The 12,698-nt window shown below is 42.0% G+C and carries 12 protein-coding genes; 5 read left to right on the forward strand and 7 right to left on the reverse strand.

From position 1 onward, the window contains the following. Nucleotides 1-14 precede the first annotated feature (14 nt). Nucleotides 15-1,079, forward strand: a complete 1,065-nt coding sequence (gene leuB / locus QZ574_RS13235) for a 3-isopropylmalate dehydrogenase (RefSeq protein ID WP_297090254.1) — start codon at nucleotides 15-17, stop codon at nucleotides 1,077-1,079. Between the two features lie 120 nt (nucleotides 1,080-1,199). Here leuB and QZ574_RS13240 read toward each other — a convergent pair whose 3' ends face one another. From QZ574_RS13240 to QZ574_RS13250, 3 genes are all read right to left on the reverse strand, one after another. After that, complete coding sequence (locus tag QZ574_RS13240) at nucleotides 1,200-2,540, reverse strand: Gfo/Idh/MocA family oxidoreductase (RefSeq protein WP_297090256.1); 1,341 nt, start codon at nucleotides 2,538-2,540, stop codon at nucleotides 1,200-1,202. A gap of 4 nt (nucleotides 2,541-2,544) precedes the next feature. Next, nucleotides 2,545-4,203, reverse strand: a complete 1,659-nt coding sequence (locus tag QZ574_RS13245) for a DUF6807 family protein (RefSeq protein WP_297090258.1) — start codon at nucleotides 4,201-4,203, stop codon at nucleotides 2,545-2,547. A gap of 251 nt (nucleotides 4,204-4,454) precedes the next feature. After that, nucleotides 4,455-5,303, reverse strand: coding sequence for a sugar phosphate isomerase/epimerase family protein (locus tag QZ574_RS13250; protein ID WP_297090260.1), 849 nt, complete (start codon nucleotides 5,301-5,303; stop codon nucleotides 4,455-4,457). A 109-nt stretch (nucleotides 5,304-5,412) separates the two neighbouring features. Here QZ574_RS13250 and QZ574_RS13255 point away from each other — a divergent pair, with 109 nt between their 5' ends. Next, nucleotides 5,413-6,423: an AraC family transcriptional regulator gene (locus QZ574_RS13255; protein ID WP_297090262.1), complete on the forward strand. Its 1,011-nt coding sequence runs from the start codon at nucleotides 5,413-5,415 to the stop codon at nucleotides 6,421-6,423. 1 nt (nucleotide 6,424) lies between these two features. On the opposite strand, the gene QZ574_RS13260 is transcribed toward QZ574_RS13255, so the two are convergent. Continuing rightward, nucleotides 6,425-7,357 (reverse strand): CPBP family intramembrane glutamic endopeptidase, encoded by a 933-nt coding sequence (locus QZ574_RS13260; RefSeq protein ID WP_297090264.1) that lies wholly within the window; start codon nucleotides 7,355-7,357, stop codon nucleotides 6,425-6,427. A 124-nt stretch (nucleotides 7,358-7,481) separates the two neighbouring features. Here QZ574_RS13260 and ilvA point away from each other — a divergent pair, with 124 nt between their 5' ends. The 3 genes from ilvA to QZ574_RS13275 all read left to right on the forward strand — a co-directional run bounded on the left by ilvA (nucleotide 7,482) and on the right by QZ574_RS13275 (nucleotide 11,922). Beyond that, on the forward strand, nucleotides 7,482-8,744 hold the full coding sequence (gene ilvA, locus QZ574_RS13265; protein WP_297090266.1) for a threonine ammonia-lyase: 1,263 nt from the start codon (nucleotides 7,482-7,484) through the stop codon (nucleotides 8,742-8,744). Between the two features lie 185 nt (nucleotides 8,745-8,929). After that, a complete protein-coding gene (locus QZ574_RS13270; RefSeq protein ID WP_297090268.1) occupies nucleotides 8,930-10,507 on the forward strand; it encodes an arylsulfatase in 1,578 nt (525 codons plus the stop codon). Nucleotides 10,508-10,710: 203 nt separating this feature from the next. Continuing rightward, on the forward strand, nucleotides 10,711-11,922 hold the full coding sequence (locus QZ574_RS13275) for a dicarboxylate/amino acid:cation symporter (RefSeq protein ID WP_297090270.1): 1,212 nt from the start codon (nucleotides 10,711-10,713) through the stop codon (nucleotides 11,920-11,922). A gap of 63 nt (nucleotides 11,923-11,985) precedes the next feature. Here QZ574_RS13275 and QZ574_RS13280 read toward each other — a convergent pair whose 3' ends face one another. The 3 genes from QZ574_RS13280 to QZ574_RS13290 form a co-directional block, all read right to left on the reverse strand. Next, nucleotides 11,986-12,198 (reverse strand): zinc ribbon domain-containing protein, encoded by a 213-nt coding sequence (locus QZ574_RS13280; RefSeq protein ID WP_297090273.1) that lies wholly within the window; start codon nucleotides 12,196-12,198, stop codon nucleotides 11,986-11,988. 192 nt (nucleotides 12,199-12,390) lie between these two features. Then, nucleotides 12,391-12,537: a hypothetical protein gene (locus tag QZ574_RS13285; RefSeq protein ID WP_297090275.1), complete on the reverse strand. Its 147-nt coding sequence runs from the start codon at nucleotides 12,535-12,537 to the stop codon at nucleotides 12,391-12,393. Continuing rightward, on the reverse strand, nucleotides 12,530-12,697 hold the full coding sequence (locus QZ574_RS13290; RefSeq protein WP_297090276.1) for an Arc family DNA-binding protein: 168 nt from the start codon (nucleotides 12,695-12,697) through the stop codon (nucleotides 12,530-12,532). Before QZ574_RS13290 ends, QZ574_RS13285 begins: the two co-directional genes overlap by 8 nt. Nucleotide 12,698 lies beyond the last annotated feature (1 nt).

Raw genomic sequence — 12,698 nt, forward strand, 5'->3', positions numbered from 1 at the left:
AATAAAAATTTGAAATGAAACTGAACATCGCATTACTTCCCGGCGACGGGATAGGTCCTGAAATTATCGATCAGGCAATGAAAGCAGTGAAAGCTGTTGCAAGCAAATTTAATCACGATTTAAAATATACTGAAGCTTTAACCGGTGCCACTGCCATCGACCAGGTAGGCGATCCTTATCCCGAAGAAACGCACGAGTTGTGCATGCAATCGGATGCCGTGCTTTTTGGTGCCATTGGCGACCCAAAATTCGACAATAACCCAAAAGCTAAGGTGCGCCCGGAACAAGGCCTTCTGGCCATGCGTAAAAAACTTGGTTTGTACGCCAACATTCGCCCGGTAGAAACTTTTGAATCGTTGTTGCACAAATCACCACTTCGCCGCGAGTTGGTTGAAGGTGCTGACTTTGTTTGTATACGTGAGTTAACCGGTGGTATGTATTTTGGCGATAAAGGCCGCAAAGACAACGGCAACACCGCTTTCGATACCTGCATTTACACCCGCGAAGAGGTTGAACGTATTTTAAAACTCGGTTACGAATTTGCAGCAAAACGCAATAAAAAACTTACTGTGGTTGATAAAGCAAATGTATTGGAGAGTTCGCGTTTATGGCGCGAAGTGGCTCAGGAAATGGCGCCAAACTATCCGGAGATTACCACCGAATACATGTTTGTTGATAATGCAGCCATGCAAATTATTCAGTGGCCCAAAAACTTTGACGTAATGGTTACCGAAAATATGTTTGGCGACATCCTTACTGATGAAGCCAGCGTAATTACCGGTTCGCTTGGGTTGCTGCCATCGGCTTCGGTTGGTATTCATACTTCGGTATTCGAACCCATCCATGGTTCGTACCCGCAAGCCGCCGGAAAAGACATTGCCAACCCCATTGCAACCATTCTTTCGGCAGCCATGATGTTTGAATATGCCTTCGACCTGAAAGAAGAAGGTAAGCTAATTCGTGATGCTGTAGCTGCCTCGATGGCAGAAGGATTTGTTACTGAAGATATTGCCGAAGGGCCTGCGCAAGGTACAGCGGCTGTAGGTGACTGGATTGCCGACTGGATTACTAAAAATTAGAAGAACCGTGGTTTCCAACCACATCCAAAATATTAAAAAAGCTTCAAGATTTTCAACACCTTGAAGCTTTTTTTTATTCCTTACTTTTATTGAAAACAAACAGCTCAACCTTACCGCTTCTTAAACCACATAAGGGTTTCTCATGTCGCGTGTAAAATACTGGTTTGCCCCTTCGTTATCAATTACCCTATTTTGTTTGGAGTCCCAGGTAATTTTTGTACCTGTCCGAATGGCCATATCGCCCATGTGGCTGATAGTATCCGACATAATTGCTTCATCCAACGGATTGGTTTCGGCAATAGTACCTTTAATTACATCCACAAACATTTGCCCAAACTCTTTTGGAGTACTTTGTGCAACTTCCAGCTTGGCATTCAATTCGGGGTCGCTGGCTTCAGCTGCACCACGGCTCAACGAAATCCATCCCTTTGTTCCCCAAAAAGTTGTTCCATTACCATGCTTTTTCTTACGGTAATGCAAGAAATCTTTCTCTGCTAATCTATCCGAACTCAGAAAATTAACCTTTAATCCGGAATCATATTTCAACTTTAAATCCCAGCTTTTAATATTGTTGTAAACACCTCCGGCATCCCAATATTTACCTTCTCCTTCGCAAGTATAATTTCCTTTAAGCTGCTCTTTAATTCCCCAAACCATAATGTCCAGCGGGTGGGCGCCCCAGCCGCCAAGCCAACCAATACTAAAATCATAATTATACCACGATCCTTTGTTGGTAACACGCTCGGCACAATAAGGATTCATTGGCGCAGGACCTGTCCACAAATCGTAATCAAAACCTTCGGGCACTGCAGCCTCTACACACATTGCATTTCCATGATTACCTGAACCGGCACACCAAACATCCACCTGTTCAATTTCACCAATAGCTCCTGATTTTATCATGTCAATTCCGGCAATCATTTGCCCTTGTGCCCGTTGTTGGGTCGCATAATGAAATTTTACATTATTGGCAGCAACTTCTTTTTCAAGTATCTTAAAATTATCGATGCTTAATCCCAAAGGCTTGGCAACCATTACGTGTTTTCCTGCGCGTGCCGCATAAATGCTCATGGGTACGTGCCAATGGTCGGGTGTGGTAATATGTACTGCATCCACATCATCCCTGCTCAACACCTCTTCGTAATGTTTTATGGATTCAACTTCGGGAACATTATACCCCCGCTCTTTGTATTTTGCATTAATAAAAGCGGCGGTGTTGTCGCGTCGGGTTTTAAACGGATCGCAGGTAGCTACCGAAAACAATGTTTCGCGGTCAACAAAATAGAATTTTATTTCGTGCTGCGACTGTGCGCCAACGCCGATATGGGCAATTCGTATTTTATCGCTTGGTGCAGCACCGGGTGCACACGATTTTAAAATGGTTGGCGCAAGAATTATCCCAGCTCCACCAATCGAAGCATTTTTTAAAAAATTCCTTCTGGTTCGATTTTTAGTTGTCATGATTTTATTGATTTAGATGTTCTTTATAGTGCTGATATTCCTCTTCTAATCGTTCAAGGCTAACCGCTCCGGCAATATGATTGATGCGGTAATTTAACACCAATTTTTCACCTTCTGAAAAACTATACGGTTTCTCAAACAGGTATGCTGGGCTGAAATAGAAAAAGGGCAGTTCTGCGCTGTTGGTTAAATACCAGGCGGCCTCATCTCTCCTAGAATTTGGGTGGATAATAATTTGCGCCCCTACCTTTTTCCCGTCAAGACCAGTGACCCCCATATAAAACCAATCTCGTTTTTGACCGTGTAATGCCGCCTCTGTGCCACTGGGTATAAAAAACGCATCGAAAAAACTCTGGTTAAACCGTATGGACAAACCACCATAACCGCCCCAGTTTTTCCCATTGGGTTCGCCTTCAATTGGTGTACGATTCAGTTCAACCTCCTCGGCCAGTGCGGTAAATTCAAAGGTATAATCCATACTCAGTTTACCTTTTTCGTTTGGTGCGGCAACATTAATTGTTCGGGTTTCGGCTAAAACTGCCCTGCCATTTTCAGGATGATAAACAATCTCTAATTCTATTTTAGCCGAAAAATCGGGCTTCCTGGTAAAGTGAATATCCTTAATTTCATTAATGCCTTCCGAGCGGTATTCTTTATTATTCGCATACTCCCAATAATTTACACCGTTTATGTATTTCCACGAAAACCATTGCCCGGCGTGCCAGTGATGGTCGTCGGGGCTTACACAAGTCATGTTATTCTGCCCCAAAAAAACAGGATTAAAATGTGGTTTTTGATGTTTTTCCCTGAAGTTGTATTGCCACAGCACATCCGCCCCGTTTAGCAAAGCATAACTAGAATCGGTTTCTGCCCATTTATACTTTGCCTTTACCGCTGTTTCAGTCCTTGATTTTAAGTCCTGCGGGATTTCTTGTTTCACCCTACCAGTAGCTGCCCACTCGGTGGCGCGTAGCATTAAGGTTTGAAAGCCGATGTTTCGCATTTGCCGAACCTCGTGCCCCAGGGCGTTGTGGCAAATTCGTCCTTTGCCGTATTCAAAAACAGAAATAACGGGTTGTTTGCCCAATCCGGCTTTGTTGGTATTTTCATTTTTGGCCGTGGCCAATACCATAAAATAAGGATTTACTTCAGCTTGCATCCACAATTCTTCAAAAGTTGAGAAATCACCCATCCCTTTTGTTATGGGATGTTTTTGTTTTTCGATAATAACCCGGGCTTCGCATTTTTTCCCATGGTTCGTTTCTTTTATCCAGGCTCCGGTTGAAATCTCTTTAAACGCTGGCCAATTGTAAAAGGCTGTTGTTGCAGCATGAAGCGTTAAAAATCCGCCCCCATTTTTTATGAAACTTAGCAAAGCCTGTTCGGTTTCAGCAGGCCAGCGGTATTCTTTATCGGGAAAAGAACTCCAGTTACTCACCACCACATCAATTTCAGTAAAATCTACTCCCGACAACCGCTCCGGTTTTTCAGTAATTTTCACCTCAAACAAACCGGTACTCTCGTACATTTTTTTCAAAAAAGGTGTTGAGGTTTTCCAGTCATGGTTATTCCTTCCGCTTAAAAGCAGAACTTTAATTTTTGCAGAACTTTCGAAGCCCAACAAAACAAAAACGACCCAAAACAAAAATAAAATTCGTCTCATTCGCAGATAGCATTACTTTCTCACTTGAATATAATTAAGTTAATATTTTGTATTTCAAACACATATAATATCTGTTTAAAATTTGCTGGTCGATACCCCTGGAACTCGCATGACTTAATAAACCGCCTATGAGTGAATTACTTCTCACGCTTGTTTCATTAGTCTTCACTGAGCATTAAAAAGATTACTCGCTCTGCCCAGAATGATATGCTTACTGAGGTTTTGGGCGGCGAAGAAACTTTTCAATATCTTTATTCAGCTCCCAGACTTTTCAAAAATTCGTAGCTGCCTTTTACGGCTTCTTCTCCTGCAATTTCAAGGGTTGAATAGCCATCAAATCCACTTTCAACTAACTTAGTATAAATTTCTTCAATGCCAATAACCCCCTGTCCTAAAGTGGTGAGACTCATTCCGCAGCCAAATAGTTGACCGCGTTGTTCTACAAATTCTTCAGGCAAATCCTTCCAGTGTACATGTTCTATTTTATTACCAAACTTTTCAATCATTTCCAAGGGTTCGCCACCACCGAGCCACAAATTTCCGGTATCTAGATTTACTCCCAGGGCTTCAGCATTACAACGGTCGAGTATTTTTTCCATGTGTGCCACCGAGTCAGAATATTTACCGTGTGGTTCAATCAGAATTTTTACACCATAATCGGCTGCCATGCGAAGTGGTTCATTCAATTTTTCGGCAATTGAAAAAATAGCTTCGGCATCGGTTAAATTATATCCAAACCCGGTTGTTGGGTCGCCCTCTGATGTTACAATGTGCTTTACCCCAATGGCTGCTGCAATTTTAACGGCTTTCATCAGTTGTGCTGTTCCGTAGCGGAATGGCGCTGCAGGGTCTAACAAATTAGCATGAGCACAAACGCTGGTCATTGTAATGCCACGGTCTTCAAACATTCGTTTTAGGTCGAAGGGATTGGCATCTAAACTGGCTAAAGCCGTAAAACCATATTCTGCACCTAAACAAGCCCCGTCAGAGCTGTCGGTTAAATCGGCGTACTTGAATCCCCATTCTTTAATGGTGTCTAATTGTTTGTCTAGGGTTGCAAACGGATTAATTAAAGCAAAGCATCCCACTTTTATTGCCATGATATTTCTGTTTTATTGATTTAGTTAATTCTCTACCCTACAAACCTAAAAAACACAATCCAAATAAAATTCCGAAATTCCCCATTGAAATATTTCTTAATTTTGAAAAATGGAAAATGCTGTGCCAAAATACTACGACCCCACCACCGATATGATTTATGAAGCTGATTCGTGTTCTCCATTGCGCGATGCCTGGTTAAATGCCGACCTGGAGTTAACTACTCTTGGGCGCGGAACCTACCCGGGTAAAGCCTTACATGAAGGAGAACTGGAAGGAGTAAAAAGCATTGGTTACTGGGACATTAAAAAGTTGCAAAACTGGGGACTAGACTGGCATACCAACGAAGGGATTGAAATTTGTTTACTGGAGTCGGGAACACTTGGCTTTGAAATAAAGGGAAGTGAGTACCAGTTGCAAACCAACAACATAACCATTACCCGCCCCTGGATTACACACCGACACGGAGCCCCAGTAGCAGACCTCAGCAAGTTGCATTGGCTGATTCTGGATGTTAATGTTCGGCATCCCCATCAAAAATGGGAATGGCCCAGTTGGATTATACTAAACAATAACGATTTAAACGAACTAACACTTTACCTGCGCCAAAACGAACAGCCGGTTTGGAACGCAAACAACGAATTCAGAAACTGTTTTATTGAAATTGGGAATATCATAAAGCATAGTCAGTCAAAACCTTTCGACTCAAAAATTAAAATCTTAATCAACCAGCTTCTTATTGTTCTTCTGGAAATTTTAAAAGCCGAATCGGTAGAACTGGACCATTCGTTGATTGAGAGCAAACGTTCGGTTGAATTATTTCTTAACTCAGTAAAAGAGAACCTTGAGGAAGAATGGACTGTAGTTAAAATGGCCAACGATTGCCAGTTGGGAGTAACTCGTTTTACCTACTATTGCAAAGAAATAACCAATTGTTCGCCCATTGAATATCTAAACCGCCTGCGTTTACGAAAGGCAGCCAAAATTTTACTTAAAGAAAAAAAAATGCCAGTTATTGATGTGGCTTTCAAATGTGGTTTCTCATCAAACCAGTACTTTAATTATGCTTTTAAAAAGCATTTCAAATTATCCCCTGGACAGTATCGTAAAAAAGCGGTGTAAACTACTCCACCTCTTTTTCCACTTTATTTATAAGAACAGTAAAATCCCATTTCAGTATAAGTTTATATACCAGCAACATTATAAGCGAAGAAATAAACAAAGTAACAAACTCACCGGCCGGATCAACCTCTTTCTGGAAAAACAACGAAGGAGTTTGAATGGCCGATTCTTTGCTGGTAACCAAAATAGCACCAAGGGTATTGTTAACAGCATGTGTGCCAATGGCCAGTTCAATGCCATCATCCAGCACAGCCATTACGGCAAAAGCCACCCCAAAAATAAAATACTGTGGCATCATCATCCAAAAACCATGTTCTTTAACCTCGGGATTAGCCGCGTGCATTAATGCAAATAAGAGCGATGGAATTAAAATTACCAGCCACCCTTTTTTGGTCCAGCCGGCTACACCCTGCGCCAGGTAACCTCTGAAAATAAACTCTTCGGTACTCGACTGAACAGGAATAAACAAGATGGCCACCACCACCAATATAAAAAACGAGGTGGCATTAAAACGGAACTCCAGCTCTCCGGGATTTATTAGCAATTGAGCCCCAAAAATCAACAACATTATTGCTCCCCATACCAATATGCCCAGCCAAAACCTATTCCAACGGAAAGGTCTTCCGCCATTTACTACATCAACCGCCGTGCGCTGATGTAAGGCTTTTATTAAAACAATGGCCAAAACAAGCGTAACCATAAAAGGTATTACCATAAGCGCCAGCCCCAGATTTGGATCAATTCCGTAGGCGGCAAAATTCATTGCATTGTCGGGGGTGGCCATCTCGCCTCCATTCATGGCAATAGCTATTCCCATAGCAACAACAAGTGGAATAGCCCCAACCAACTGACCAACGATTAAGGCAACTGCAATCACCACCAGGTATTTCCACCATTGGTTTTGTCCGTCAAAAGCACGCGATAAATGTTTCATTCTCTGATTTATTACTGAAGGTTATAATCGGTTTCGAAATTAAAACTATTTTCAGATTTAGCAAACATAATATGAGTTTGTAAATTGTTCCAGCCCGCGTATATTTGTATAAAATTCAAACAGAATGACAATAGTAAAAACATATTTCCCTCAGCTTCAAGACATAACAAAGGCAAAACACAATCTCAGCGAAATTGTGTTACAAACCCCGCTTCAGAAAAACCTAAACCTATCAGAAGAATTTAATGCCAACATATTTTTAAAACGCGAAGACCTACAAATTGTACGCTCGTACAAAATCAGGGGTGCCTACAATAAAATTGCCCAGCTAACCGAAGCCGAGCAAAAAAAAGGAGTGGTTTGTGCCAGTGCCGGGAACCATGCACAAGGGGTTGCCTACTCGTGCAGACTGTTGGGTATTGAAGGCAAAATTTACATGCCATCAACCACGCCCAAACAAAAAATAAAGCAGGTAAAAATGTTCGGAAAAACCCATGTGGAGGTGGTACTTACCGGCGACACTTATGACGATGCTTACTACGCAGCATTGGAGGATGCGAAAAAAACAAGCATGGCTTTCATTCATCCCTTTGATGATGCCCAAATCATTGAAGGGCAGGCAACGGTTGGCCTGGAAATACTTCAGGATTCGAAAGAAACCATCGACTATTTGTTTATCCCTATTGGCGGAGGAGGCCTGGCAGCAGGCGTTGGAGCCTATTTTAAACAGATTAGTCCGGGCACAAAAATAATTGGCGTAGAGCCGGCCGGAGCTCCGTCGATGCAAAAATCGCTTGAAGCAAATAAAGTGCTTACCCTGGAGAAAATAGACAAATTTGTTGATGGTGCTGCGGTGCAACGGGTGGGCAACATTACATTCGAAATTTGCAAGCAGGTGGTGGATAACTATCAGTCGGTACCCGAAGGGAAGATTTGCACAAAAATACTCGAGCTTTATAACCGCGATGCCATTGTTATTGAACCGGCCGGGGCGCTGTCGATTGCCGCCCTCGATTTTTTCCGAGAACAGATAAAAGGCAAAAATGTAGTTTGTGTTGTTAGCGGAAGTAATAACGACATCACCCGCACCGAAGAAATAAAAGAACGATCGTTGCTTTACGAGGGACTGAAACATTATTTTATTGTTCGATTCCCTCAACGAGCCGGAGCGCTTCGTACCTTTGTTGATGTAGTTTTGGGCCCCACCGATGACGTCACTCATTTTGAATATTCAAAAAAAACCAATCGCGAAAAAGGGCCGGCTGTAATAGGTATTGAGGTTCAGAACAAAGAAGATTTTAACGGCTTGGTAAAACGCATGGAAGAGCATGGTTTTATCTACGAATACCTGAACGAGAAACCTGATTTGTTCCAGTTTCTCATTTAAAACCATACGTGTTTTCGGTAAAACAATCGTCATTGAATTACAACTAAAAACCATTACAATGAAACGAACATAAACTATTTAAATCATAGATTCAAAAACAAGAATGATTTAAATTTATGTGAGTTCCTGAAAGTCTTCTCCGTCAGCTGACGAATGAACATTTAGAAATCAAAAAAATTAAAAAGATGAAACGTGTATTTATAAATCTGGCTATAATTTCGGTACTTATATTCGGTAGTTTTATTGTTTACAAACAAGTTACTGAAACTGACGTAACAAGCACAGAGCGCCCAAATATTATTGTAATACTTGGCGACGATATTGGTTATTCCGACATTGGCCCGTATGGCTCTGAAATCCAAACACCTCATCTTGATCGCCTGGCTGATGAAGGCATTCGCTTTGCGCAATTTTACAATATGGCAAAATGCGAACCATCGCGGTCGTCGTTGTTTACCGGGTTATACACGGGGGGCCCCAGGGCGGTAAACATTGCTCAACTGTTAAAAAACGAGGGCTATTACATCATTCATTCGGGTAAAGAGCACTGGATGAAATGGGCTCCAGAGCAGGTGTATGCGGCGAACATTGCCGATCAGGCGCTTACGTTTCATGCGATGAATGAATTTTTTGAACCTCCCGGCGGCAAGTGGTCTAATCCCTTTATTTTAAATGGTAAAGAAGTAGGCGTAAGTGAAATATATCACGAGAAAAAACCCTTTTTTAAAACCGATGTATTAACCGATAATGCCCTAAAGTGGCTGGAAAAACCGGTTGACGAAGGACAGCCGTTTTTCTTGTTTTTAGGTTACGGTGCTGCACATTACCCGCTGCAGGCCCGCCCCGATGACATTGAAAAATACCGCGGAACCTACAAAAAGGGCTGGGATATGATTAGGGAAGAACGACTGCAAAGACTTATAGAAAAAAAATACTTTCCGGAGCAGACAAAACTTAGTCCGCCAAGTTCCAATATCAACAAATTCAGAGGTCACCCTAAAGACAATGAAGAAATACGAGCCAAGATTCCACAATATCGGCCATGGGAATCATTATCAGCAAGCGAGCAAGATGAAATGGATTTGGAAATGTCGGTTTTTGCTGCCATGGTTGACCGCATGGACCAAAATATTGGGAGGGTGTTAAATTTCCTCGATGAAAAAGGCATTGCCGACAACACCATCGTTATTTACCTTTCCGACAATGGCTCCTGTCCTTACGACAGCAACCGCAATTTCGACTACCCTCCGGGAGTAGCAGAAGGTTTCAGAACACTTTGCGCAGCCTGGGCAAACGTGGGTAACACCCCATACAAATATTTTAAGCAGTACGGCCACGAAGGCGGATCGCAAACCCACTTTATACTGCGTTGGCCGAAGCAGGTTGAAGCGGGACAGCTCACCCACCAGCAAGGCCACATTGTTGATATTGTACCAACCTTACTTGAAGCAAGCAAAACACATTTCCCCTCGAAATTAAATGGCATGGAGCCCCAGGCACTACAGGGTAACTCATTTTTACCTGTTTTAAAAGGAGAACAACGCGAAGAACCTGAGTTTTTTATGTCGGGATGGACCGATAAATTCAGAATGTTCAGAAGTGGCCAATGGAAAATTGTAAAGCTAAACAATAGCGAATGGGAATTATATAACCTGCAAAACGACCCTACTGAAATAAATAATCTCGCAGCGGAATTCCCCGATAAAGTTACTGAACTGGAACAACTCTATCGGCAAAAAAAACAGGAAACCGAGCCTGAATAATAATTTTGGTCATAGGTTTCAGTCCTGCCGCCGTCAAAAATCTAAATGAAAACGGTATTAATTTGTGCTTTCATTTAAAAAAGATAAATTAGCGCACCTGACTAAAACTTGCATCAACATTGGGTTTAAATGCATGATGCAACGTGCAGTTTAACTGGTAAATCCGTAAAACAGAAGTATAAAAGCATATGCAAATTCTGAAAATGAAATTACACTGGCAAATTCTAATCGCATTGGTTCTTGCCGTACTATTTGGCTATTTGGCACCTGCTGCAACCCATTACACTTCGTGGATGGGAGATATTTTTTTGCGAGCGCTTAAAATGGTTATTATTCCTTTGATCCTAAGTTCCATTATTAGCGGAGTAACCAGTATGGGCGAAGGAAAAAACCTGGGGCGCCTGGGACTAAAAACCCTACTTTACTACCTGGCAACCAGCACCCTGGCCATTTTAACCGGTTTATTTTTGGTGAACCTTATAAAACCGGGCGTTGGTGTCGACCTGGGTTTTAGCCAGCCCGTTGACGATTTAAGCGAAAAAGCAGGTTCGGTAAAAGACATATTATACCGCCTGGTACCCGACAATATTGTTGATGCAATGGCACAAGGCACCATTTTATCAGTTATCTTTTTTGCCATTGTTTTTGGCTATTTTATTACCAGAGTTGACGAGCCTTTTAAGGGAACATTAAAGACTTTTTTTGATGCTATTTTTGAGGTAATGATGAAGGTTACCCTTTTTATCATCAAATTTACACCACTCGGAATTTTTGGAATTGTTGCCGCCGAAGTAGCCCGAAATGCCAACCAACTGGCCAACATTGCCGGAAGCCTGGCTGTTTACAGCCTTTGCGTTATCGGCGGACTACTCATTCATGCTTTTGTCATTCTGCCATTAATTGTTCGTTTCATCGGAAAAGGAAAACCTTTTGCCCATTTCCAAAATATGGCTACTCCCTTGCTAACAGCTTTCTCCACCTCATCATCGAGCGCTACATTGCCGCTAACCATGGAAGCCCTTGAACACAAAAGTGGCGTTTCAAATAAAATTACCAGCTTTACCCTACCACTGGGGGCCACCATAAATATGGACGGTACAGCTTTATACGAATGCGTTGCAGCCATGTTTATTGCACAGGCTTATGGCGTTGAACTGTCAATTGCACAACAAGCCTTTGTTGTTGTTACTGCTCTGCTGGCATCAATTGGTGCCGCCGGAATCCCCATGGCCGGACTGGTGATGATAACGGTAGTACTAACGGCTGTTGGCCTTCCGCTTGAAGGTATTGGCTTAATTTTGGCTGTTGATCGTCCGCTTGACATGCTTCGTACTTCTGTAAACGTTTGGAGCGACAGCTGTGGCGCGGTTACCGTGGCCCGTTCTGAGAATGAAGAAACGGCAGTAGCCTTATAAGTCCTTCTCTCAAAAAATAATCCATTACTTATTTTAACGTGCAATTCACCCTGGTGCTACAAATCAGGAAGAGGTAATAAAATCAAGTATACTACCAGCTGTGCTTCCCCTGCGTCCTTTGTAAAATTCGGTATAGCCACAGCGTTTGCACGAAATCGCAATAAATCTTCTGTTTTGTATATCAAAGAAACGGGAAAAGCCGGAGCCGGTGGTTCTTATTTCATCTTCCTCGTACTCCCAGCTGCTGCATTTAGGACAACTAAAGTGTTTTTTCATGGTTTTCTGTTAAAAAAAAATTGTTTTCACCCAATTGGTATCAGTTTTTCAAATAAATTACGAGTTGAACTGCAATTAAAACCAATCCGATTACCACCGCCATAATAAAACGTTTCTGTGTTGAAGTTAGCGTTCTTTTTGGCGGTTTCCTACTCCCTGAATATCTGTATCTACTCATTTTTTTTGCAAATTTTATATTTTATTTAAACCATGCAATAACTGAACAATCAGTCCTACCAGTGCCAGCAAAATCATGAGCACCAGCGCTATTCTTTGCATTTCTTTAATGGGGCTTACTTTCTTCTTTGGTGTTGTTTTTAAATGCTCGTACCTACCCATTACCTGTACCCTTTTTTAAACGTTTAGCATCTTTTAATGCCTGGTGTATAATCCACTCCAACTGGCCGTTTATACTCCTGAAATCATCGGCAGCCCATTTTTCCACAGCTTCCATCATTTCAGGACTTACTCTTAATACAAATGATTTTTTCTTCGCCATT

It is taken from the genome of uncultured Draconibacterium sp. (genome assembly GCF_913063105.1).
In the GTDB taxonomy this organism is placed as follows: Bacteria; Bacteroidota; Bacteroidia; order Bacteroidales; family Prolixibacteraceae; genus Draconibacterium.